This is a genomic window from Pseudomonas sp. c313 (genome assembly GCF_055407145.1).
The window spans coordinates 558,580-582,196 of sequence record NZ_JBUZRD010000003.1 but is presented as its reverse complement, the minus strand read 5'-3'; the positions used below and the strand labels follow the sequence as shown (position 1 = coordinate 582,196).

22 protein-coding genes and 1 pseudogene are annotated in these 23,617 nt (G+C 59.5%); 16 read left to right on the top strand and 7 right to left on the bottom strand.

Features of this window, described 5'->3' with window-relative positions; genetic code table 11:
• Window positions 1–160 precede the first annotated feature (160 nt).
• Together ACZRKZ_RS12180 and ACZRKZ_RS12175 are read left to right on the top strand one after the other, a co-directional pair.
• Window positions 161–298: a hypothetical protein gene (locus tag ACZRKZ_RS12180; protein ID WP_178114440.1), complete on the top strand. Its 138-nt coding sequence runs from the start codon at window positions 161–163 to the stop codon at window positions 296–298.
• A 74-nt stretch (window positions 299–372) separates the two neighbouring features.
• The gene (locus tag ACZRKZ_RS12175; RefSeq protein ID WP_463966888.1) at window positions 373–1,332 is read left to right on the top strand and encodes a M29 family metallopeptidase; all 960 of its coding nucleotides are present in this window, start codon (window positions 373–375) and stop codon (window positions 1,330–1,332) included.
• Window positions 1,333–1,416: 84 nt separating this feature from the next.
• Here the strand turns inward: ACZRKZ_RS12175 and rluB are convergent, their stop codons facing one another.
• The 6 genes and pseudogenes from rluB to ACZRKZ_RS12145 all read right to left on the bottom strand — a co-directional run bounded on the left by rluB (window position 1,417) and on the right by ACZRKZ_RS12145 (window position 6,207).
• The gene (gene rluB / locus ACZRKZ_RS12170; protein ID WP_463966889.1) at window positions 1,417–2,664 is read right to left on the bottom strand and encodes a 23S rRNA pseudouridine(2605) synthase RluB; all 1,248 of its coding nucleotides are present in this window, start codon (window positions 2,662–2,664) and stop codon (window positions 1,417–1,419) included.
• A 177-nt stretch (window positions 2,665–2,841) separates the two neighbouring features.
• Window positions 2,842–2,964, bottom strand: a pseudogene (locus ACZRKZ_RS12165) (outer membrane lipoprotein carrier protein LolA); the annotation flags it as partial.
• The gene (gene scpB / locus ACZRKZ_RS12160) at window positions 2,952–3,869 is read right to left on the bottom strand and encodes an SMC-Scp complex subunit ScpB (RefSeq protein WP_463981699.1); all 918 of its coding nucleotides are present in this window, start codon (window positions 3,867–3,869) and stop codon (window positions 2,952–2,954) included. The gene scpB and the pseudogene ACZRKZ_RS12165, both read right to left, overlap by 13 nt.
• Before the next feature lie 12 nt (window positions 3,870–3,881).
• On the bottom strand, window positions 3,882–4,580 hold the full coding sequence (locus ACZRKZ_RS12155; protein ID WP_177410104.1) for a segregation and condensation protein A: 699 nt from the start codon (window positions 4,578–4,580) through the stop codon (window positions 3,882–3,884).
• A gap of 120 nt (window positions 4,581–4,700) precedes the next feature.
• Window positions 4,701–5,330 (bottom strand): L-threonylcarbamoyladenylate synthase, encoded by a 630-nt coding sequence (locus ACZRKZ_RS12150; protein WP_053257721.1) that lies wholly within the window; start codon window positions 5,328–5,330, stop codon window positions 4,701–4,703.
• Between the two features lie 13 nt (window positions 5,331–5,343).
• Window positions 5,344–6,207, bottom strand: a complete 864-nt coding sequence (locus ACZRKZ_RS12145) for a PHP domain-containing protein (protein WP_149412004.1) — start codon at window positions 6,205–6,207, stop codon at window positions 5,344–5,346.
• Between the two features lie 87 nt (window positions 6,208–6,294).
• On the opposite strand from ACZRKZ_RS12145, the gene ACZRKZ_RS12140 reads away from it, so the two are divergent.
• The 6 genes from ACZRKZ_RS12140 (at window position 6,295) to ACZRKZ_RS12115 (ending at window position 10,427) form a co-directional block, all read left to right on the top strand.
• Window positions 6,295–6,891: a septation protein A gene (locus ACZRKZ_RS12140; RefSeq protein ID WP_463981698.1), complete on the top strand. Its 597-nt coding sequence runs from the start codon at window positions 6,295–6,297 to the stop codon at window positions 6,889–6,891.
• 1 nt (window position 6,892) lies between these two features.
• The gene (locus ACZRKZ_RS12135; protein ID WP_133099539.1) at window positions 6,893–7,192 is read left to right on the top strand and encodes a YciI family protein; all 300 of its coding nucleotides are present in this window, start codon (window positions 6,893–6,895) and stop codon (window positions 7,190–7,192) included.
• Window positions 7,193–7,297: 105 nt separating this feature from the next.
• Window positions 7,298–7,720, top strand: a complete 423-nt coding sequence (locus tag ACZRKZ_RS12130; protein ID WP_463966892.1) for an SH3 domain-containing protein — start codon at window positions 7,298–7,300, stop codon at window positions 7,718–7,720.
• Between the two features lie 7 nt (window positions 7,721–7,727).
• A complete protein-coding gene (locus ACZRKZ_RS12125; protein ID WP_463981697.1) occupies window positions 7,728–8,405 on the top strand; it encodes a response regulator transcription factor in 678 nt (225 codons plus the stop codon).
• A 147-nt stretch (window positions 8,406–8,552) separates the two neighbouring features.
• The gene (locus ACZRKZ_RS12120) at window positions 8,553–9,017 is read left to right on the top strand and encodes an LTXXQ domain protein (RefSeq protein ID WP_463981696.1); all 465 of its coding nucleotides are present in this window, start codon (window positions 8,553–8,555) and stop codon (window positions 9,015–9,017) included.
• Between the two features lie 66 nt (window positions 9,018–9,083).
• Window positions 9,084–10,427: a sensor histidine kinase gene (locus ACZRKZ_RS12115; RefSeq protein ID WP_463981695.1), complete on the top strand. Its 1,344-nt coding sequence runs from the start codon at window positions 9,084–9,086 to the stop codon at window positions 10,425–10,427.
• Between the two features lie 167 nt (window positions 10,428–10,594).
• Here the strand turns inward: ACZRKZ_RS12115 and arcD (ACZRKZ_RS12110) are convergent, their stop codons facing one another.
• Window positions 10,595–12,022: an arginine-ornithine antiporter gene (gene arcD, locus ACZRKZ_RS12110; RefSeq protein WP_463981694.1), complete on the bottom strand. Its 1,428-nt coding sequence runs from the start codon at window positions 12,020–12,022 to the stop codon at window positions 10,595–10,597.
• A 450-nt stretch (window positions 12,023–12,472) separates the two neighbouring features.
• On the opposite strand from arcD (ACZRKZ_RS12110), the gene arcD (ACZRKZ_RS12105) reads away from it, so the two are divergent.
• The 8 genes from arcD (ACZRKZ_RS12105) (at window position 12,473) to gcvP (ending at window position 23,482) form a co-directional block, all read left to right on the top strand.
• Complete coding sequence (gene arcD / locus ACZRKZ_RS12105) at window positions 12,473–13,900, top strand: arginine-ornithine antiporter (RefSeq protein WP_463981693.1); 1,428 nt, start codon at window positions 12,473–12,475, stop codon at window positions 13,898–13,900.
• Window positions 13,901–13,934: 34 nt separating this feature from the next.
• Window positions 13,935–15,191: an arginine deiminase gene (gene arcA, locus ACZRKZ_RS12100; protein WP_463981692.1), complete on the top strand. Its 1,257-nt coding sequence runs from the start codon at window positions 13,935–13,937 to the stop codon at window positions 15,189–15,191.
• Between the two features lie 68 nt (window positions 15,192–15,259).
• Entirely contained in the window at window positions 15,260–16,270 is a 1,011-nt protein-coding gene (locus ACZRKZ_RS12095; protein WP_463981691.1) for an ornithine carbamoyltransferase, read from the top strand.
• Between the two features lie 193 nt (window positions 16,271–16,463).
• Window positions 16,464–17,393: a carbamate kinase gene (gene arcC / locus ACZRKZ_RS12090; protein WP_463966900.1), complete on the top strand. Its 930-nt coding sequence runs from the start codon at window positions 16,464–16,466 to the stop codon at window positions 17,391–17,393.
• Between the two features lie 62 nt (window positions 17,394–17,455).
• Entirely contained in the window at window positions 17,456–17,818 is a 363-nt protein-coding gene (locus ACZRKZ_RS12085) for a DUF5064 family protein (protein ID WP_133099550.1), read from the top strand.
• Between the two features lie 252 nt (window positions 17,819–18,070).
• Entirely contained in the window at window positions 18,071–19,579 is a 1,509-nt protein-coding gene (locus ACZRKZ_RS12080; RefSeq protein ID WP_133099551.1) for a sigma-54-dependent transcriptional regulator, read from the top strand.
• A 659-nt stretch (window positions 19,580–20,238) separates the two neighbouring features.
• Window positions 20,239–20,622 carry a glycine cleavage system protein GcvH gene (gene gcvH / locus ACZRKZ_RS12075; protein ID WP_463966901.1) on the top strand — a complete coding sequence of 128 codons (384 nt, stop codon included), beginning with the start codon at window positions 20,239–20,241 and terminating at the stop codon, window positions 20,620–20,622.
• A gap of 10 nt (window positions 20,623–20,632) precedes the next feature.
• Window positions 20,633–23,482 carry an aminomethyl-transferring glycine dehydrogenase gene (gcvP, locus tag ACZRKZ_RS12070; protein ID WP_463981690.1) on the top strand — a complete coding sequence of 950 codons (2,850 nt, stop codon included), beginning with the start codon at window positions 20,633–20,635 and terminating at the stop codon, window positions 23,480–23,482.
• Window positions 23,483–23,617: the final 135 nt, after the last annotated feature.

The window sequence follows — 23,617 nt, the reverse complement described above, 5'->3', positions numbered from 1 at the left end:
TGATAAAAACAAGCACGCAAAAACAGAAAAAATTATCCAAATGGAACCGTGTCAATATATTTTTTGCATTATGAAACACTCTCGCCTAGGTTCTTTCCACTTGCTCAACGAAGCCCGTTGGCATGTCCGTCCTCAAACAACGTCCTCTAGGAGATTCACCATGCAAGCACTGGAAACCGACCTGGAAACCGAACTGCAACTCGACGATTGGTTTGAAGCGCCGACCCATGAGGCCGCCGTTGAAATGATGCAGGCCGATGCCGTTGTGCCATTTGGCACGGCGATGTGGCCTTTCTGACCTGATCAGCCATCCGGGCAGATGCGGTGCGCCACATCTGCCACTCCTACCGAAGGCTTTGAAGGAAGGACGTCATGGACAAGGCCCGCGCTGTTGAACATTTTCTCTACTACCTCGCCCATCACCCGGCCCTGACCGGCGTTCACCACCCCACCGTACTCGTGGGCTACACCGAGCGCTATGAAGCCATCACTCAGGCGATCACCCAAGGCAGTGCCGCCCGATTCAATTTCCAGCTGCAGCGCCTGGAGCTTGCGCCCAGTGAAGCTCTGGCCAAGTCCATCGAAGACTGCGACCTGTACATGTTTCTCTACGATTCCTCGACCCTGCCCAACCCGCGCGCCGAAGGTCCGGACTTTATTCGTGCCCTGCAAGACGTGATGGCCGAGCACTGGAAAAAGTCCCTGCTGCTCAAGGACTATGGCGACTATTTCTACGACACCTTCAGCGTCGCCCCGCAGCGCATTGCCGACCTCAACGCCACGCTCATCCGGCGCATGTCCCAGGCCAGCGTGTTGAGCTTTACCGACGAACATGGCTCGCGCCTTGACGCGCCCATGAGCAGCATCAAGAAGTGGACCAATATCAACGGCGTCGGTAACCACGACCTGGCCCCCGGTGAGATCGCGACCCACAGCGAGGCCATCAACGGCCAAGTCAAGTTTGTTGGTACCTTCCTCAGCACCATTCCCTTCGCCCGCAAATACGGCGTGCTGCAATCACCGCTGGAATTGTGGATTGAGAACTCGACCATCTGTACCGTCGCCACTGATGTGCCGGGGCTGGCGGATGACTTCAACAAATACCTGAATGCCAACCCTTCCAACCGTCGGGTGGAGGAGCTGGGCATTGGTACCAATGAAGGAGTCAAGGATCTGTATGCGCGTAATGCTGGCTTTGAGGAGCGCCACTGCGGGCTGCATTTGGGTCTGGGCGGCGGCCAAAAAGGCAGCCATCACTTGGATTTGATCTTTGCCAGTGGCGTGTTGGCGCTGGATGACAAGCCGGTGTTTGACGGAGCCTTTGTGTTTTAGGACCAGCCGCAAGCAAAAAAAAGCGCCAACTCAAGAGTTGGCGCTTTTTTCTTACAGCTTGAAGCTTAACGCTTGCAGCTGCCCTTAAGGCTTCTTGCGACCAAAACCTGGACGCTGGCCGGAACCGGCCGGTGCACCACGACGCTTGCCCGATGGCGCATCATCCACCAACTTCAGCCCCGGACGCTTTTTCGGCGCGGGCTTGGCTGGGCGCTTGGTGCTGGCGCTGTCGGACGAACGATCCGTCGCAGGCGCACCACGACCAGGCTCGCCACGATTGCCGCGACCGCCAGTTGGCGCGTCACCACGGCCGGCCGGACGCGGCGTGCGTGGAGCACGTTCGCCGTCCTGACGAGCAGGAGCCGAAGGACGACGCTCGCCTTCAATGTGCGGCTCACGGGAGATACGACCGCCAGTCGCCGGTGCATCCAATGCCGGGCGCAAGGCACGAGGAGCAACGCGCTCGGTACGTGCCACAGGACGCGACGACTTGCGCTGCATGCGTTCAAGCTTATCTTTGCTCTTGGCGTTCATCTGCGGCATGGACACAGGCGTCAGGCCCACTTCGGCACTGAGAATGTCGACTTCGTACTGGCTCATTTCGCGCCAGCGGCCCATCGGCAGGTCGGAGTTGAGGAACACCGGACCGAAACGCACGCGCTTCAGGCGGCTGACCACCAGGCCCTGGGACTCCCACAGACGACGTACTTCACGGTTACGACCTTCCATCACCACGCAGTGGTACCAATGGTTGAAACCTTCGCCGCCTGGAGCCTGCTTGATGTCGGTGAACTTGGCCGGGCCATCTTCCAGCACCACGCCAGCTTTCAGGCGCGCGATCATGTCGTCATCGACTTCGCCACGAACACGTACCGCGTATTCGCGGTCCATTTCGTAGGACGGGTGCATCAGGCGGTTGGCCAGTTCACCGTCGGTGGTGAACATCAACAGACCCGTGGTGTTGATGTCGAGACGACCGATGTTGATCCAGCGACCTTCTTTAGGGCGCGGCATCTTGTCGAATACGGTTGGGCGGCCTTCCGGGTCGTCACGGGTGCAGATTTCGCCATCGGGCTTGTTGTACATGATGACGCGGCGCACCGATTCGGCGGCCTCTTCACGCTTGATGACCTTGCCATCGATGCTGATGGCGTCGTGCAGGTCGACCCGCTGACCGAGGGTGGCGTCAACGCCATTGACCTTGATCCGCTTCTGGGTGATCCAGGCTTCAACGTCGCGGCGCGAGCCGACGCCGATACGGGCGAGGACTTTCTGCAGCTTTTCGCCTGCGGGGCCGATTTCCTGGCTGTCTTTCTGGTCTTGGTCACTCATCTTAAGCACCTCCCGGTGTGTCGATTCAGGCTTGGCCTGAAGATAGTAAAAGCTGGGCTTCTGGCGAACGCATCGCCAAAGGGTCGCGAATCATACGCGTAAGGCGCACGTTGCGCATCAAAGACTAGTCGATAAGTCGGGGCTCACGCGGCATTGCGCCGACCAGTGGTGCCTTTATGTAGGAGCGAGCTTGCTCGCGAAAAACCTGAGGGCGCCGTTGGGCATCTGATTTCCCGCGTTATCGTTCACGACCTTCGCGAGCAAGCTCGCTCCTACAGGGCACCGCGCTAGTCTTCGAATTCGCGTCGCTCGTTTTCGATGGCTTCGGCCAGGGCCCGGGCTTCGTCTTCTTCGTCGCTCAGTGGCGGTTGTTCGAGCGCCGCGACGGCAGCCAGGAGTTTCGCACGGGCTTCGGCGACGCCGAGGATGTCTTCTTCAGGCTCCGGCTCCGGCTCCGGCTCCGGCTCCGGCTCACCATCACCCACCGCGCCATCACGCAGCAAATCGTCGAAGTCGGTTTTGATGCCCTGCTCCATATCGTCCAGTTCCAGCAACAGCGTATGGAAACTGGTTTCGTCCTTCGGCTCTTCCGGCTCGGCGCTGGCGTCCGCCAGTTCCTGCAAACTTGCCGGCACCGGTGCGTCGTCGAAGTCCAGGACCGGGTCCGGTTCCATCTCCCGCAGTTCGGCCAACGGCGGCAAATCGTCGAGATTTTTCAGGTTGAAGTGATCGAGAAACACTTTGGTGGTGGCAAACATCGCCGGCTTGCCGGGCACATCGCGGTAACCGACGATCCTGATCCACTCACGTTCCAGCAACGTCTTGACGATATGGCTGTTGACCGCCACGCCACGCACGTCTTCGATCTCGCCCCGGGTGATCGGCTGGCGGTAAGCAATCAGCGCCATGGTCTCCAGCATCGCCCGTGAATAACGTTGCGGGCGCTCTTCCCACAGGCGGCCAACCCACGGCGAAAACTTCTCGCGAATTTGCAGGCGATAACCCGACGCCACTTCCCGCAACTCAAAAGCCCTTCCGTCGCAGGACTTGCGCAAGATCTCCAGGGCCTTCTTGAACACCGGCGGTTCCGGGCGCTCGGCCTCTTCAAACAGTTCGAACAAGCGCTCCAGCGATTGCGGTTTACCCGAGGCCAAGAGAAAGGCTTCCAGCAGCGGGGCCAGTTCGCGGGGTTCTGTCAGATTCATCGATTCAGCTCTTTATTCGGCTCGCGCCCGCACGTGGATAGCCGCAAAAGGCTCATTCTGGACCAGCTCAACCAAGGATTCCTTGACCAGTTCGAGGATCGCCATAAAGGTCACTACCACTCCCAGGCGCCCCTCTTCCTTGGTAAACAGCTCGACAAACGGTACAAAACCGCCGCCCTTGAGACGCTCCAGCACATCACTCATGCGCTCGCGGGTGGATAAGGCTTCGCGGCTGACCTGGTGGCTTTCAAACATGTCGCCCCGGCGCAGCACCTCGGCCATGGACATCAGCAATTCTTCCAGGCTCACGTCCGGCAACAGCTTGCGCGCTCGGGCCTCCGGAGCATCAAGTTTGGGCACCACCACGTCGCGGCCAACGCGGCTCAAGCCGTCGATGCCTTCGGCGGCGGCCTTGAAGCGCTCGTATTCCTGCAGGCGGCGGATCAGTTCGGCGCGAGGGTCATCTTCTTCCGCCTCGATGGTTTCCGAACGAGGCAGCAACATGCGCGACTTGATCTCCGCCAGCATGGCCGCCATCACCAGGTACTCGGCGGCTAATTCCAGGCGTACCGTCTGCATCAACTCGACATAGCCCATGTACTGGCGGGTGATTTCCGCCACCGGGATGTCGAGGATGTTGATGTTCTGCTTGCGGATCAAGTACAGCAGCAAGTCCAGCGGGCCTTCAAAGGCTTCAAGAAAAACTTCCAGGGCATCCGGCGGGATGTACAGGTCCAGCGGCATTTCCATGACCGCCTGGCCGTAGACCATGGCGAATGGCAGCTCCTGCTGGGCGCCGGCCTGGCTGTCGACGGTTTCCACAGCCGACATTCAGGCCTCGACCATGAACGGCGTTGGATCGCCACAACCGACGCGGACCACTTCAGGCTCTCCATCGGCCAGGTTGATCACCGTAGACGCCTTGTTGCCGCCATAGCCGCCGTCGATGATCAGGTCGACGTGCTTTTCCAGCAGCCGGCGCATTTCGTAGGGGTCGTACAACGGCTCGGTTTCGCCGGGCAGGATCAGCGACACGCTCATCAGCGGCTCGCCCAACTCCGCCAGCAGCGCCAGGGCAATCGGATGTTCCGGCACCCGTAGGCCGATGGTGCGTTTCTTGGGATGCAGCAACAGGCGCGGCACTTCCCGCGTGGCGTTGAGAATAAACGTGTAAGGGCCCGGCGTGTGGGCTTTGAGCAGGCGGAAGGTGCCGGTGTCGACCTTGGCGAACAGCCCCAACTGCGACAAGTCACTGCAAATCAGCGCGAAGTTGTGGTTTTTGTCCAGGTCACGCAAGCGTCTTACTCGCTCAACCGCGCTTTTATCGCCGATCTGGCAGCCGATGGCGTAGGACGAATCGGTGGGGTAGATCACCACACCACCGGCACGGATGATCTCCACGGCCTGTTTGATCAGGCGCGCTTGCGGGTTTTCCGGATGAATCTGGAAAAATTGACTCACGTTCTCTACCTGTTCAGACGGTGGCAATAATGGGGTCATGTTTGAAGCGACACCAAAGGGGCGGCAAATCTTCCGGGAGTGGGCGGTATTCGCCAATCTCGGACCAGCCGCCAGGGCCATGGAAATCACTGCCGGCGCTGACCAGCAGACCAAATTCGCGGGCAAGAATCGCCAAACTGCCGACCTGCTCGGCAGGTTGATGCCCGTTGACCACTTCAATGGCGTGGCCGCCCGCTTGAATATAGTCGCCAATCAGCTTGCGGCGCTTGCTGCGGGTGAAATCGTAATGCCAGGGATGTGCCAGGCTGACCCAGGCTCCGGCGGCACGCAGGGTGGCGACGGTGTCTTCGAGGGTCGGCCAGTGTTGCTTGACGTCCCCCAGTTTGCCCGCGCCCAGCCATTTGCGAAACGCCTCGGCGCGATCCTTTACAAAACCTTCACGTACCATCCAGTCGGCAAAGTGCGGACGGGCCGGGGCGTTGCCACTGTCGCCCAATTCCTGCTGAATGGCGCGGGCGCCTTCGAGGCCGTTGGGCATGCCCTTGAGGGCCAGTTTGCGGCTTATTTCTTCAGACCGCAGCCAGCGACCATCGTGCAGTTTGGCGATGGCCTCCACCAAAGGCGGCGCATTTACGTCAAAACCGTAGCCCAATACATGAATGGTTGCGCCGCCCCAGGTGCAGGACAATTCAACACCGTTGACCAGTTGCATCCCCAGGGCATTCGCCGCTGTACGGGCCTCTTCCAGGCCTTCGAGGGTGTCGTGGTCGGTCAATGACAAGACTCGCACGCCTTTTTCAAATGCACGTGCAACCAGTACCGCGGGGGCCAGGGCACCGTCGGAGGCCGTGCTGTGGCAGTGCAAATCAACATTCACGGGAGTGTGTAACCTCAAGTCAGCTGGCGCTTTCGCTACCAAGGATGTTTGTTATTATGCCGCCACATCCAGCTTCTGGCTCTTACTGTGAAACAATTCATCGACTTCATCCCGCTGTTGCTGTTTTTCATCGTTTACAAACTCGACCCTCGGATCATCGATATCGGCGGCCATGAGCTGTCGTTTGGTGGCATCTACAGCGCCACGGCGATGCTGATCATCAGTTCCCTGGTGGTCTACGGTGCGATCTTTATCTCTCAGCGCAAGCTGGAAAAAAGCCAGTGGCTGACCCTGATCGCCTGCCTGGTCTTCGGCAGTCTGACCCTGGCCTTCCACAGCGAAACCTTCCTTAAGTGGAAAGCCCCGGTGGTCAACTGGCTGTTCGCCCTGGCCTTTATTGGCAGCCACTTCATCGGCGATCGCCTGCTGATCAAGCGGATCATGGGCCACGCGCTGAGCTTGCCGGAGCCGATTTGGGTCCGCCTGAACATCGCCTGGGTCGTCTTTTTCCTATTCTGCGGTGCGGCCAACCTGTTTGTCGCCTTTACCTTCCAGAACTACTGGGTCGACTTCAAGGTGTTCGGCAGCCTGGGCATGACCGTGCTGTTCCTGATCGCCCAGGGCATCTACCTGTCCCGTCACCTGCATGACACCGACCCTACCACGCCAAAAACCGAGGACTGACATGCTCTACGCCATCATTGCCACCGACGTTGCCAACTCGCTGGAGAAACGCCTGGCCACTCGCCCAGCCCACGTCGAGCGCCTCAAGCAGCTGCAAGCCGAAGGGCGCGTGGTGCTTGCCGGCCCTCATCCGGCCGTCGACAGCAATGATCCGGGAGATGCCGGGTTCAGCGGCAGCCTGATCGTGGCCGAGTTCCCATCCCAGGCAGATGCACAAGCCTGGGCCGAGGCTGACCCGTATGTGGCGGCGGGCGTGTATGCCAATGTGGTGGTCAAACCGTTCAAGCAAGTCCTGCCTTGATTGCGTTGCGCTGAACCTATTAGGTTCGGCGCACTCCTAATCGCTCATTATTCTCGGCAACCTGCCGACAACGTTCTGAATATTCGTGTGGAATCAGGAGTTCCGATGCGCTTACGTCAGTTGTGTCTGTTGGCAGTGTTAATGATCGGGGCTACGGCCCACGCTGAAGAAACCTCGAACACCGGCAGTTCTACGCCCCTGTCCTTGAGTGCCGGCAGCCAGATCACCGAGTTGCAGCAACGCTTGAAAGAAAGCGAACGGCTGCGTGAAGAACTGAGCAAGCAATTGCAAGGCACTGAATTGAAAGGTGCCGACGCGGCCCGGGAAAGTGCTCAGTTGAGTCGACTGCGCCAGGACAACCAGCGCCTGGCCCAACAGCTCAAGGAAGCACAGTCCGGCGCTCTGCCGCGCTGGCTCACCGAGCAGCAGCAATGGTTCGTTACAGGTGCAGGAGTAGCGCTGATCGCCCTGCTGTGCGGTATCTTCGCCAGTGGCGGGCATCGGCGTCGTCGACAATGGCTAAATTGAGTGAGTCATGAGCGAGCTGTTACTGATAGATGATGACCAGGAGCTCTGTGAGCTGCTGACCAGTTGGTTGAGCCAGGAAGGTTTCCAGGTGCGCGCCTGCCATGACGGTTTGAGCGCACGCAAGGCCTTGGCCCAAGCTGCTCCCGCTGCCGTGGTGCTCGATGTGATGCTGCCAGACGGCAGTGGCCTGGAATTGCTCAAGCAACTGCGCAGTGACCACCCGGAGCTGCCGGTTCTGATGCTGTCGGCCCGTGGCGAACCCCTGGACCGGATTCTTGGCCTGGAACTGGGCGCCGACGATTACCTGGCCAAGCCCTGCGACCCGCGCGAGCTGACCGCGCGCCTGCGCGCCGTGTTGCGCCGCAGTCACCCGACTGCCGTGTCGACGCAGCTGGAGTTGGGCGACCTGTGTTTCAGCCCGGTGCGCGGCGTGGTCACCATCGACGAACAGGAATTCACCCTCACCGTCTCCGAAAGCCGCCTGCTGGAAGCCTTGATGCGCCAGCCCGGCGACCCCCTGGACAAGCAGGAACTGGCGCAAATCGCCTTGGGTCGCAAGCTGACCCTGTACGACCGCAGCCTGGACATGCACGTCAGCAACCTGCGCAAGAAAATCGGCCCGCACCCTGACGGCCGGCCACGGATTGTGGCGCTGCGCAGCCGCGGCTACTACTACAGTATCTAAGCCTGCGGCAGCCTCTGCACAGAGTTTTGTCAGCGCCCACCTAAATCGTCTTTACCCAAGCTTTACCCTCCCCTGACCGCCGCTGACCTTGATCTCCTTAATCTACTCACATCCGGACTCACCGGAATCGAGACAAGGAGAAACACCATGCGCAAGACCCTTATCGCTCTGATGTTCGCTGCAGCCCTGCCTACCGTTGCCCTGGCAGCCATGCCAGAAGGTCCAGGCCCGATGGGCGGTCCTGAAGGCCACACGATGGGCGGCCCGGGCCACGGCGGCGAACACGGTATGCGCGGCAAAGGCGGTCCCTTCAGCCAGCTTGATTTAACCCATGAACAGCGCCAGCAGATCGGCAAATTGATGGGCGAACAGCGTGAAGGTCGCCAGCAACTGGTCAAGAAGTACCTGGACAAACTCCCGGCCGCTGACCAGAAAGCCATGAAAGACGACATGGCTGCCGCCAAGCAGAAAACCCAGACCGACATCCGCGCCGTGCTCAAACCCGATCAACAGAAGACATTCGACGAGATCGTCAAGAAGCAAACCGAGCGCCGCGCCGAGTGGAAGGAATTCCAGGCCTGGAAAGCGCAACAACCGCAAAAAGCGCAATAATGAGTTAGCTCCACCTCCCAGCTCAGTGGCCCGTGCCGCTGGGCTTTTCCTGTTTGAGGGTTTCCTGTGCGTTCATTGTTCTGGCGCATCCTTGCCAGCTTCTGGCTGGCCATCGCCCTGGTTGCCGGGTTGTCGATCCTGCTTGGGCACATGCTCAACCAGGACGCCTGGATTCTCAGCCGTCACCCCGGCCTCAATAATCTGGCCGAAGAGTGGACCCAACTCTACGAATCCCAGGGTGAGAACGCCGCCCAGGACATGCTGCAACAGCGCAAGCGCCAGTACCACATTGACGTGCAAGTGCTTAACGAAAGCGGCGAACCTGTGGTACGCGGCACCTTCCCGCGTCGGGCCGCCGCCTTTGAAGCACGACAGAATGACAGCCAGGAGGGTCACCTGCCCTGGCGCCGCCTGACGGCGGAGTACACCAGTGCGAAAACCGGCGACACCTACTTGCTGATCTACCGCATCCCACACCCGGAACTCGACGCCTGGCACCGCAGCAGCCTGCTCTGGCCCCTGAGCGCATTAGCGATTGCCTTGGTGGTATTGACCCTGTTCAGCCTGCTGGTGACGCTGTCCATTACCCGCCCGCTGAGCCGCCTGCGAGGTGCGGTCCACGACCTGGGCCAGGCCACCTACCAGCAAAACAGCCTGGCGAAATTGGCCAACCGTCGAGATGAATTCGGTGTTCTAGCCACCGACTTCAACCGCATGGGCGCCCGCCTGCAAAGCCTGATCGGCAGCCAACGCCAGTTGCTTCGGGACGTGTCCCATGAACTTCGTTCACCCCTGGCGCGCCTGCGTATCGCCTTGGCTTTGGCTGAGAGGGCCACTCCCGAAGCACGGGAGAAACTCTGGCCGCGACTGACCCGCGAGTGCGACCGTCTCGAAGCCTTGATCAGTGAGATCCTGGTGCTGGCCCGGGTCGATGCCGACAACGCCAGCGCAGAAGACATCGACCTCAACCTGCTGCTCAAGACCCTGCAAAAAGACGCCCAACTGGGAGCTCCCGATCAGCAGGTACAGCTCGACGTTGAAGCAAACCTGCAACTCAAGGGCTGGCCGACCATGATCGAACGGGCGCTGGACAACCTGCTGCGCAATGCCCAGCGCTTCAACCCGGCCGGCCGGCCGATTGAAATGCAGGCCCAACGCCAGGGCGAGCGCATTGTGATCAGTGTGCGCGACCATGGGCCGGGGGTTGAGGCCAAATACCTGAGCCAGTTGGGCGAACCGTTCTACCGTGCGCCAGGGCAAACCGCCCAGGGCCACGGCCTGGGACTTGCCATCGCCCGCCGCGCTGCCGAGCGCCACGGTGGCAACCTGATCCTGGCCAATCATCCCGAGGGCGGTTTTATCGCCAACCTGGATTTGCCGCTGGTGCCGGGGGTTGCCGTACAGCCCTAGGGGGCTACCACATTTTGACCGAGCACGTCTGGACAGCTCGGTCGAATGTGGGAGCCGTGCTTGCCCGCGATAAGGCCCTCACAGCCCCCGCTCAACGAGACCCACAAATGCTGCGCCGCATATGCCTGAGCGGCCGCCAGGCCCGGGCCAATAAGCCAACTACACCTTCACAGCGACAACACCCCGCTGTACAGCCCATACGCGGCCAGGCTCGCCCCGGCAATCACACAGACGAAAATGCCTTTTTCCACATGGGTAAACAAGGGCTCACCCTGCTCTCGCTTGGCCTGGGCGAACAAAATCACCCCCGGCGCATACAGCAGCGCCGACAACAGCAAGTACTTCAAGCCGCCGGCGTAGAGCAGCCACACCGCATAGCCTAGGGCGATCATGCCGATCAGCAGGTCCTTGACCCGCTCGCCCTGGGCACCTTCGTAGGTTTCGCCACGAGTACTGAGCAGCACCGAATAGGCTGCCGACCACAAATACGGTACCAAGATCATCGACGAAGCCAGGTAAATCAGGGTGGTGTAGGTGCTTTCGGAAAACAGGGTGATCACCAGGAAGATCTGGATCATCACATTAGTCAGCCATAGTGCATTGACCGGCACATGGTTGGCGTTTTCCTTTTTCAGGAACGCCGGCATCGTCTTGTCATGGGCGGTGGCATAAAGAATTTCTGCGCAGAGCAAGGCCCAGGAAAGCAACGCTCCAAGCAGGGAAACCGCCAGGCCGATGCTGATCAATAGCGCACCCCACGGGCCGACGATATGCTCCAGCACACCGGCCAGGGACGGGTTCTGCAAACTGGCCAGTTCCGGCTGGTTCATGATCCCCAGGGACAACAGGTTGACCAATACCAGCAGCACCAACACCCCGAAAAAGCCGATCACCGTGGCCCGACCGACGTCCGAACGTTTCTCGGCCCGCGCCGAGTAGACACTGGCACCCTCAATACCGATAAACACAAACACGGTGACCAGCATCATGTTACGCACTTGGTCGACGACGCTGCCTAGACTCGGGTTGCTCAGGCCCCAGATATCGCGGGTGAATATATCGGCCTTGAACCCCACGGCGGCGATGACGATAAACATCAGCAGCGGCACGATCTTCGCCACGGTGGTGATCAGGTTGATGAACGCGGCCTCCTTGATGCCACGCAGTACCAGGAAATGCACGGCCCACAGCAACAGCGAGGCGCAGCCGATGGCCACTGGCGTATTGCCCTGGCCGAACACCGGAAAAAAGTAGCCCAGGGTGCTGAACAGCAGCACGAAGTAACCAACGTTGCCCATCCACGCACTGATCCAGTAACCCCAGGCGGACGAGAAACCTATGTAATCGCCAAAGCCGGCCTTGGCGTAGGCATAGACCCCGGAATCCAGATGGGGCTGACGGTTGGCGAGGGTCTGGAAGACAAAGGCCAGGGTCAGCATGCCCACGGCGGTGATTGCCCAGCCGATCAGTACCGCACCGACTTCCGCCCGTGCCGCCATGTTCTGCGGCAAGGAGAAAATCCCGCCGCCGATCATCGAACCCACCACTAAGGCAATCAACGCGCCTAGTCGTAGTTTTTGTGCCGGTTGCGACATGGATGCTCCTGAGAAAAAAATAATGATCGAGCCAACAACTGTGCATTCAGTAAATTTATTGAGCGAGATCAACGTTTATTAGATATAGCCAATAAAGCCGAACGCTTAATAACTTAAATGCATGTCAATAAATAGTGGTTAGGCAAATTTAGATTTTCAATAAAGGTTGAACTTTTTCGACTGAAGGCTATTTGGCAAACCTCACTGAAATAGTTTGCACATCTTGAAAAAAGGGCTAGTTTCAAACCTCCACGCCCTTGGTAATCCGCCCCTTGCAGCGGAGAAAGGCTCTGAAGAGCACCTCCCCGAGGCATTCTAGCGCCCGTACTATTTTTCATCATAAGTCATTAATCCACAATGGAATGTGTCAATTAAGTGATCTGAGTCAGCTGCTTGCCTAGCGCACGGACTTATTCTGTGGTCTCTCTTCTCCTGCATTGGAGTTATGCAATGTCTGAATCTCCCGGAAAACTACGATTAGGTGCACTGGTTGCTCTTGTTGTGGGTTCAATGATTGGTGGCGGAATCTTTTCACTACCGCAAAATATGGCCGCCAGTGCCGATGTTGGCGCTGTGTTGATTGGCTGGCTTATTACCGCCATCGGAATGCTGACCCTGGCCTTCGTTTTTCAAACGTTGGCCAATCGCAAGCCGGACCTGGACGGCGGCGTCTACGCCTACGCCAAGGCTGGCTTTGGCGACTACTTGGGTTTCTCGTCCGCCTGGGGTTACTGGATCAGCGCTTGGCTGGGTAACGTCGGCTACTTCGTACTGCTGTTCAGCACCCTCGGTTACTTCTTTCCAATCTTCGGTGAAGGCAATACCCCGGCGGCGGTGATCGGCGCTTCGGTGCTGCTGTGGGCCGTGCATTTCCTGGTACTGCGTGGCATCAAGGAAGCGGCGTTCATTAACCTTGTGACCACCGTTGCCAAGATCGTGCCGCTGGTACTGTTCGTACTGATCGCGATATTTGCCTTCAAACTGGACATCTTCACCGCCGACATCTGGGGCATCAAGAACCCGGACCTGGGCAGCGTGATGAACCAGGTGCGTAACATGATGCTGGTCACCGTCTGGGTATTTATCGGTATCGAAGGCGCGAGCATCTTCTCGTCCCGTGCCGAGAAACGCTCCGATGTGGGCAAGGCTACCGTAATCGGCTTTATCACCGTGCTGCTGTTCCTGATGCTGGTGAACGTGCTGTCCCTGGGGATCATGACCCAACCGGAATTGGCCAAGCTGCAAAACCCATCGATGGCCGCTGTGCTGGAGCACGTGGTCGGGCATTGGGGCGCGGTTCTGATCAGCGTCGGCTTGATCATCTCGCTGTTGGGAGCGTTGCTGTCGTGGGTGCTGCTGTGTGCGGAGATCATGTTCGCCGCCGCCAAGGACCACACCATGCCGGAGTTCCTGCGTAAGGAAAACGCCAACCATGTACCGGTCAACGCCCTGTGGCTGACCAACGCCATGGTGCAGATTTTCCTGATAATCACGCTGTTCTCCGCCAGCACTTACCTGTCGCTGATCTACCTCGCCACCTCGATGATCCTGGTGCCTTACCTGTGGTCGGCGGCCTATGCGGTGCTGCTGGCAGTGCGCGGCGAGACCTACGAGAACGCCCTGGCCCAACGCAAGAAGGACCTGTTTATCGGCGCTGTCGCACTGATCTACGCGATCTGGCTGCTGTACGCCGGCGGCACCAAGTACCTGCTGCTGTCCGCCCTGCTCTACGCCCCTGGCGCGATCCTGTTCGCCAAGGCCAAGCGTGAACTGGGCAAACAAGTTTTCACCACTATTGAAAAGTTGATTTTCGTCATAGTCGTCATCGGCGCCCTGGTGGCAGCTTATGGGCTCTACGACGGTTTCCTGACTCTGTAACCCAAGTTAGATTTCTTTTACTGGAGGATCTGTAATGACCACTGAAAAAGTTAAGTTCGGCGTACATTCCGAAGCCGGCAAACTGCGTAAAGTTATGGTGTGTTCCCCAGGTTTGGCCCACCAGCGGCTAACCCCAAATAACTGCGATGATCTGCTGTTCGATGACGTGCTCTGGGTTGCCCAGGCCAAGCGTGACCATTTCGATTTCGTCAACAAGATGCGCGAACGCGATGTACATGTGCTGGAAATGCACAACATGCTGACCGACATCGTCGCCATTCCCGAAGCCCTGGACTGGATTCTGGAACGCAAGGTCACCTCCAACATGGTCGGCGTCGGCCTGGTCAATGAAGTCAGTTCGTGGCTGCGCAGCCTGGAGCCGCGCAAGATCGCCGAGTTCCTCATCGGTGGCGTCTCGGCCGATGATCTGCCCGACAGCTTCGGTGGCAAAACCATCGAGATGTTCCGTGAATTCCTCGGCCACTCGAGCTTCATCCTGCCACCGCTGCCGAACACCCAGTTTACCCGCGACAATACCTGCTGGATCTACGGCGGCGTGACGCTCAACCCAATGTACTGGCCGGCGCGACGCCAAGAAACCTTGCTGACCAGCGCTATCTACAAATTCCACCCTGAGTTCACCAACGCCGACTTCCAAATCTGGTACGGCGACCCGGACCTGGAACACGGCAACGCAACGCTTGAAGGCGGCGACGTGATGCCAATCGGCAACGGTGTGGTGTTGATCGGCATGGGCGAACGTACGTCCCGCCAGGCCATCGGCCAACTGGCGCTGAACCTGTTCAAGAACAAGGTAGTGGAACGCGTGATCGTCGCCGGCCTGCCAAAATCTCGCGCCGCCATGCACCTGGACACCGTGTTCAGCTTCTGCGACCGCGACTTGGTCACCATCTTCCCGGAAGTGGTCAGCCAGATCGTCGCCTTCACCCTGCGCCCTGATGAAAGCAAGCAAGGCGGCATCGACATTCGCCGTGAAGACGCAAGCTTCCTCGACACCGTGGCCGACGCACTGAACCTGAAAGCCCTGCGCATCGTTGAAACCGGCGGCAACAGCTTCGCCGCCGAACGCGAGCAGTGGGATGACGGCAACAACGTGGTAGCCCTGGAGCCAGGCGTGGTGATCGGTTACGACCGCAACACCTACACCAACACCCTGCTGCGCAAGGCTGGCGTGGAAGTCATCACCATCAGCGCCGGTGAACTGGGTCGGGGTCGCGGCGGCGGCCACTGCATGACCTGCCCAATCGTTCGTGACCCAATCGACTATTAATTTTTAAGCCTTGGCCGCCGCTCACAAAGCGTCGGTCAGGGGATAACCTAAACAGAAGGAGATCCACCATGGCTTTCAATATGCGCAATCGCAGCCTGCTCTCGCTGATGCACCACACTACTCGCGAGCTGAACTACCTGCTGGACCTGTCACGCGACCTCAAACGCGCCAAGTACACCGGCACTGAGCGTCCGCACCTGCAAGGCAAAAACATCGCACTGATCTTCGAAAAAACCTCGACTCGCACCCGTTGCGCCTTCGAAGTTGCGGCCCACGACCAGGGTGCTCACGTCACCTACATCGACCCGATGTCGTCGCAGATCGGCCACAAAGAAAGCATGAAAGACACCGCCCGCGTACTCGGCCGCATGTTCGACGCCATCGAGTACCGTGGTTTTGAGCAGGAAATCGTCGAAGAGCTGGCCAAGTTCGCTGGCGTACCGGTGTTCAACGGCCTGACCGCTGAATTCCACCCTACGCAAATGATCGCCGACACCCTGACCATGCGCGAGCACAGCGACAAGCCGCTGCATGAAATCAGCTACGCCTACCTGGGCGACGCACGCTACAACATGGGCAACTCGTTGCTGATGATCGGCGCCAAACTGGGCATGGACGTGCGCATCGGCGCGCCAAAAGCGCTGTGGCCGACCCAAGAGTTTATCGACCAGTGTAAAGCGTTCGCTAAAGACAGCGGCGCCCGCATCACCATCACTGAAGACCCTGTAGAAGCCGTCAAAGGCGTGGACTTCATCCACACCGATATCTGGGTTTCCATGGGCGAACCAGTGGAAGCGTGGGACGAGCGCATCGAGCAACTGCTGCCGTACCAAGTCAACGCCAAGATGATGAAAGCCTCGGGCAACCCACGCGTGAAGTTCATGCACTGCCTGCCAGCCTTCCATAACAACGAAACCAAGGTCGGCAAGGACATCGCCGCCCGTTATCCGAACCTGGCCGGTGGCGTGGAAGTGACCGAAGAAGTGTTTGAGTCGCCCGCCAACATTGCCTTTGAGCAAGCGGAAAACCGCATGCATACCATCAAGGCGATTCTGGTGTCCGCGTTGGCGGATATCTAAACCCCGATACGGCTCTTACTGACTGATCGTTCCCACGCAGAGCGTGGGAATACCGCTCCGGACGCTCCGCGTCCAACTGACCACGCCGGGCTCAAGCCTTGCGCGATGGTGACGCGGAGCGGCACAGGATGCATCCCCACGCAGAGCGTGGGAACGATCAAATACCCCACTGAATTTTAGAAGGACAGCCTCTATGCGCATCGTCGTTGCACTGGGCGGTAACGCTCTCCTGCGTCGTGGTGAACCCATGACCGCAGACAATCAACGTGCCAATATCCGCATCGCCACCGAACAGATCGCCCGCATCGCACCGGGCAACGAACTGGTGGTGGCCCACGGCAATGGCCCACAAGTCGGCCTGTTGTCGCTGCAAGCGGCAGCCTATACCTCCGTCAGCCCTTACCCGCTGGATGTGCTTGGTGCCGAAACTGAAGGCATGATCGGTTACATGATCGAACAGGAACTGGGCAATTTGCTGCACGCCGACGTACCCTTCGCCACCCTGCTCACCCAGGTCGAAGTCGATCCTAAAGACCCTGCGTTCCAGAACCCTACCAAGCCTATCGGCCCGGTCTACTCCAAGGCCGAAGCGGAAAAACTCGCAGCTGAAAAGGGCTGGGCTATTGCTCCAGATGGCGACAAGTTCCGCCGTGTGGTGGCCAGTCCAAAACCAAAGCGTATCTTTGAGATCCGCCCGATCAAGTGGCTGCTGGAAAAAGGCAGCATCGTGATTTGCGCTGGCGGCGGCGGGATTCCGACCATGTACGGCGAAGACGGCAAGCTCAAGGGTGTGGAAGCTGTAATCGACAAGGACCTGTGTTCCTCCTTGCTGGCTGAGCAACTGAACGCCGACTTGCTGGTGATCGCCACCGACGTCAGTGCAACATTTATCGACTTCGGCAAACCGACTCAGAAAGCCATCAGCCACGTCCATCCCGACGAATTGGAAAAACTCGGCTTCGCCTCCGGCTCCATGGGCCCTAAGGTTCAGGCTGCCTGCGAGTTCGCCCGCAACACTGGCAAAACCGCAGTGATCGGCTCACTCTCGGACATCGAATCCATCGTCCAGGGCACCGCCGGCACCCGTATCAGCACGGCAAAACCTGGCATCACTTACCTATAAATGCACCTAGGGCGGGTTTCAGACCCGCCCTTCTCCAATGCCTTGTAAAGGAGAGACGCCTCATGGCCACGTTTGAACCCGGTCACTTGCATATCGAACGCCACGCGCTGAACAAAGACGACTACAGCTACAACCTGTGCATCGACTATGAAGTCAGCCAGGACCCCAAGGAAGGCAAGGGGATGTTGTTCAAGATGCATGGTTCGGTGCAAGGCAAGGACCTCAAGGAGGAATTCTTCCTGCCCAAGGACCAGGCCTTCGACTTTGCCCGGCAGGCGATGAATATTACGCAGAAGTACGGCATGCCGAAGATTGCAGTGTTGAACGGCTCCATGCACAAGCAGTACGACCAGATGTTTGAAGACGTACGCCACCAACTGGATGTGAAGCCGGGAGATCCGGTGAAGCTCGAACACCTCGAATAACTCACCGAACACCTGACCTGGTTGATCGTCCCCACGTTCATTCCACGTGGGAACGCATCCCGTGACGCTCTCCGCGTCGCCAGTGCACAAGACTTGAACCCTGCATTGATCCCAGGACGCAGAGCGTCCGAAGCGGCATTCCCACGCAGAGCGTAGGAACCATCAGCCCCCTCGCCACAGACGGCAAATTTCACCTCGGCCCCGCGCCAAGGCATACTGGCCATCCTCCGCAGTCCAGAACCGTTAGCCCCCATGCGTATCCACGTCAGCTTCATCGACCGCGTCGGCATTACCCAGGAAGTCCTGGCCTTGCTCGGTGGGCGCAATCTCAACCTGGACGCAGTGGAAATGGTTCCGCCCAACGTCTATATCGACGCCCCGACCCTGAGCGCCGAGGTATTGGAAGAGTTGCGTGATGCCTTGTTCAGCGTCCACGGCGTGCAAGCCGTCACCGTGGTGGACATCCTCCCTGGCCAACGCCGGCACCTGCAACTCGACGCCCTGCTGGCGGCCATGACCGATCCGGTGCTGGCCCTGGACAGTGCCGGCAAGGTGTTGCTGGCCAACCCGGCGCTGATCGCCCTCTACGGCCGCGAGCCCGCCGGGGAAAGCATCGCCGAGCTGTTTGACGACACGGCGCTGCTGGACACCCTGCTGGAGCAGGGCTTTCGCCTGCCCTTGCGGGAAATCAGCGTCAACGGCCAGACCCTGTTGCTGGACGCCACGCCAATCACCGACGCCGGTGCCCTGCTGACCCTGTACCAACCCAACCGCATCGGCGAACGCTTGTCGGCGCTGCATCACGATCACGCCGAAGGCTTCGATGCGCTGCTGGGCGAATCCCCGGCGATCCGCACCCTCAAGGCGCGGGCACAGCGGGTAGCGGCTCTGGATGCACCGTTGTTGATCCAGGGCGAAACCGGCACCGGCAAGGAGTTGGTAGCCCGAGCCTGTCACGCGATCAGCGCCCGTCACAGCGCGCCGTTCCTGGCGCTGAACTGCGCGGCGCTGCCGGAAAACCTGGCCGAGAGCGAACTATTCGGCTACGCCCCCGGTGCCTTTACCGGCGCCCAACGCGGCGGCAAGCCGGGGCTGATGGAGTTGGCCAACCAGGGCACGGTATTTCTCGATGAGATCGGCGAGATGTCGCCGTATTTGCAGGCCAAGCTGCTGCGTTTTCTCAATGACGGCAGCTTTCGCCGGGTGGGCGGCGACCGTGAAGTAAAGGTCAATGTGCGCATCCTCAGCGCCACCCACCGCGACCTGGAAAAGATGGTCAGCGAGGGGACTTTCCGTGAGGACTTGTTCTACCGGCTGAATGTGCTCAACGTCGAAGTGCCGCCCCTGCGCGAACGTGGCCAGGATATTTTGCTGCTGGCGCGCTATTTCATGCAGCAGGCTTGTGCGCAGATCCAGCGTCCGGTCTGTCGTCTGGCGCCGGGCACTTATCCGGCGTTGCTGGGGAATCGTTGGCCTGGGAATGTGCGGCAACTGCAGAATGTGATTTTTCGGGCTGCGGCTATTTGTGAAAGCAGCTTGGTGGATATTGGTGATCTGGATATCGCCGGGACTTCGGTGGCGCGTCAGAGTGATGGTGAAGTCGACAGCCTGGAGCAGGCGGTGGAGGACTTTGAGCGTTCGCTGCTGGAGAAGCTGTATGCCAGTTATCCGTCGACGCGGCAGTTGGCGAGTCGGTTGCAGACTTCGCATACGGCCATCGCTCATCGCTTGCGCAAGTACGGGATTCCTACGAAGGTCTGAAAGTTGGGTGTATATCCGTTGCTGCGGTTATGGCGGCTTGGGGTTACGCCCTTACGGCGTGTCACTTTTGGAAAAGAGCCCCAAAAGTAACCAAAAGGGCTCTTGCCCCACCACTTGGTGCCTCGCTTAGGCTCGGCATGCCTTCACTCCGGCATTGCTCCGTGGTTAACGGGGCGCCTAAGATCAAAAGCAAAAGCACGGCGGCCTGGTAGCCGACCTGAGTGGTGAGAAGCAAGAGCGGATCTACTGCCCACTGTAGGAGCGAGCTTGCTCGCGATGGTCGTTAACGATGACGCTGGTTTCCTGAATCACCGCGGCGCTCTCTGGTTCTTCGCGAGTAAGCTCACTCAGACCCGTCAACCACCTCACATCCAGCCAAGTGCCTAAAACCGACCTCAGTCCGTACTGAAAACGCTACAGCGTAACGATATCACTACACACATCCTCAGCCGTCTCCATGCAAGGCTTTGATCCTCATAGCCTTTTTTTCACCCTCTCAACCGTAGCGATATCGCTACACCCACAAATCAACCATTCCCACAGAAATCAAATAACCAATTGATTTATAACAACTAAAAAACATTGGCCGCGATTTTGCTAAGTAACTCGTCATTATTACAATCCCGTCCACCAGACGAATCTGGCCCTGAGGAGTTTCCATGAGCGAGTTGCGCTTTACTGAAGATCACGAATGGCTGCGCGCCGAAGCCGACGGCAGCGTTACCGTAGGTATTACCGCTTTCGCGCAGAACGCGCTGGGTGATGTGGTTTTCGTGCAACTACCTGAATTGCAGGCCTACGACAAAGGTGCAGAAGCCTCCACCGTGGAGTCGGTCAAGGCGGCCAGCGGTGTGTACATGCCCCTGGACGGAGAAGTCCTCGAAGTGAACGACAAGCTGGACGCCAGCCCCGAGTTAGTCAACGAAGACCCGATGGGCGAAGGCTGGTTCTTCCGCTTTAAACCGACCGATGCCGATGCGGTGGCTAAACTGTTGGATCAAGATACATACGACCGCCTGATCAAAGCCAACGCAGAAGCCTGAGGAGCGCGTCATGACCATTCAATTGAGCACCGCCAACGAATTCATCGCGCGCCACATCGGCCCGCGCCAGGAAGACGAGCAACAGATGCTCGCCAGCCTGGGCTTTGATTCCCTGGAAGCCCTGAGCGCCAGTGTGATCCCGCAAAGCATCAAGGGCACCAGCGTGCTGGGCCTGGAAGACGGACTGAGCGAAGCCGATGCCCTGGCTTCGATCAAGGCCATCGCCAGCAAAAACCAACTGTTCAAGACCTACATCGGTCAGGGCTACTACAACTGCCACACGCCGTCGCCGATCCTGCGCAACCTGCTGGAAAACCCGGCCTGGTACACCGCCTACACCCCGTACCAGCCGGAGATTTCCCAGGGCCGCCTGGAAGCGCTGCTGAATTTCCAGACCCTGATCAGCGACCTCACTGGCCTGCCGATCGCCAACGCGTCCCTGCTCGATGAAGCCACCGCCGCTGCCGAAGCCATGACCTTCTGCAAACGCCTGAGCAAGAACAAGGGCAGCCACGCCTTCTTTGCGTCCATCCATAGCCACCCGCAAACCCTCGACGTGTTGCGCACCCGTGCCGAGCCGTTGGGCATTGACGTGGTGGTGGGCGACGAGCGCGAACTGACCGACGTCAGCGCCTTCTTCGGTGCGCTGCTGCAATACCCAGCCAGCAACGGTGACGTGTTCGACTACCGCGAACTGACCGAACGCTTCCACGCCGCCAATGCGCTGGTGGCCGTGGCCGCTGACCTGCTGGCCCTGACCCTGCTGACCCCGCCGGGCGAGTTCGATGCCGACGTGGCCATCGGCAGCGCGCAACGTTTCGGCGTACCGCTGGGCTTTGGTGGCCCGCACGCGGCGTATTTCTCCACCAAGGATGCGTTCAAACGCGACATGCCGGGCCGCCTGGTGGGCGTCTCCGTCGACCGTTTCGGCAAGCCGGCCCTGCGCCTGGCCATGCAGACCCGCGAGCAACATATCCGTCGAGAGAAAGCCACCAGCAACATCTGCACCGCCCAGGTGCTGTTGGCCAACATCGCCAGCATGTACGCGGTGTATCACGGCCCTAAAGGCCTGACCCAAATCGCCAACCGCATTCATCACCTGACCGCGATCCTCGCCAAAGGCTTGACCGCGTTGGGCCTCAAGGTTGAGCAAGCCAACTTCTTCGACACCCTGACCCTGGCCACCGGCGCCAACACCGCCGCCCTGCACGACAAGGCCCGTGCCCAGCGCATCAACCTGCGCGTGGTCGATGCCGAACGCTTGGGCCTGTCGGTGGACGAAACCACCCATCAGGCTGATATCGAAACCCTGTGGAGTGTGTTCGCAAACGGTAAAACACTGCCGGACTTCGCCGCATTGGCCGCCAGCGTTGACAGCACCCTGCCGGCCGCGCTGCTGCGCCAGTCGCCAATCCTCAGCCACCCGGTGTTCAACCGTTATCACTCGGAAACCGAGCTGATGCGCTACCTGCGCAAACTCGCCGACAAGGACCTGGCACTGGATCGCACCATGATCCCGCTGGGCTCCTGCACCATGAAACTCAACGCCGCCAGCGAAATGATCCCGGTGACCTGGGCCGAATTCGGTGCCCTGCACCCGTTCGCTCCGGCCTCGCAAAGCGCCGGCTACCAACAGCTGACTGACGAACTGGAAGCCATGCTTTGCGCGGCCACCGGTTACGACGCCATTTCCCTGCAACCGAACGCCGGCTCCCAGGGCGAGTACGCAGGCCTGCTGGCCATTCGTGCCTATCACCAGAGCCGTGGCGAAGAACGCCGCGATATCTGCCTGATCCCTTCGTCAGCCCACGGCACCAACCCGGCCACCGCCAACATGGCGGGCATGCGTGTTGTGGTCACCGCTTGCGATGCACGCGGTAACGTCGACATCGAAGACCTGCGGGCCAAGGCCATCGAGCACCGCGAACACCTCGCTGCGCTGATGATCACCTACCCGTCGACCCACGGCGTGTTTGAAGAAGGCATCCGCGAAATCTGCGAGATCATTCATGACAACGGCGGCCAGGTGTACATCGATGGCGCCAACATGAACGCCATGGTCGGCCTCTGCGCACCAGGCAAGTTCGGCGGCGACGTGTCCCACCTGAACCTGCACAAGACCTTCTGCATCCCTCACGGCGGTGGCGGCCCAGGCGTTGGCCCGATTGGCGTGAAGTCGCACCTGACACCGTTCCTGCCGGGGCACGGCGCCCTGGAACGCAAGGAAGGCGCGGTCTGCGCGGCACCGTTCGGCAGCGCAAGCATCCTGCCGATCACCTGGATGTACATCAGCATGATGGGCGGCGCCGGCCTCAAGCGCGCGTCGCAGTTGGCGATCCTCAATGCCAACTACATTTCCCGTCGCCTGGAAGAGCACTACCCCGTGCTCTACACCGGCAGCAACGGCCTGGTGGCCCACGAATGCATCCTGGATCTGCGCCCGTTGAAAGACAGCAGCGGCATCAGCGTCGATGACGTGGCCAAGCGTTTGATCGACTTTGGTTTCCACGCCCCGACCATGTCGTTCCCGGTGGCCGGCACCTTGATGATCGAACCGACCGAAAGCGAATCCAAGGAAGAACTGGACCGCTTCTGCGACGCCATGATCCGCATCCGCGAAGAAATCCGCGCAGTGGAAAATGGCTCGCTGGACAAGGACGATAACCCGCTGAAAAACGCCCCGCACACCGCCGCCGAACTGGTGGGCGAATGGACGCACCCCTACAGCCGCGAACAAGCGGTGTACCCGGTAGCGTCGTTGATCGAAGGCAAGTACTGGCCGCCGGTTGGCCGGGTCGACAACGTGTTTGGCGATCGCAACTTGGTGTGTGCGTGCCCGTCAATCGAAAGCTACGCCTGACCGTGAACCTGTAGGAGCGAGCTTGCTCGCGAAAAACCTGAGAGCGCCGCGATCATCCTGAATGAACGCGGTGCCTATCAGTTCTTCGCGAGCAAGCTCGCTCCTACAGAAAAGCGGTACCCAATAACAAGAAAC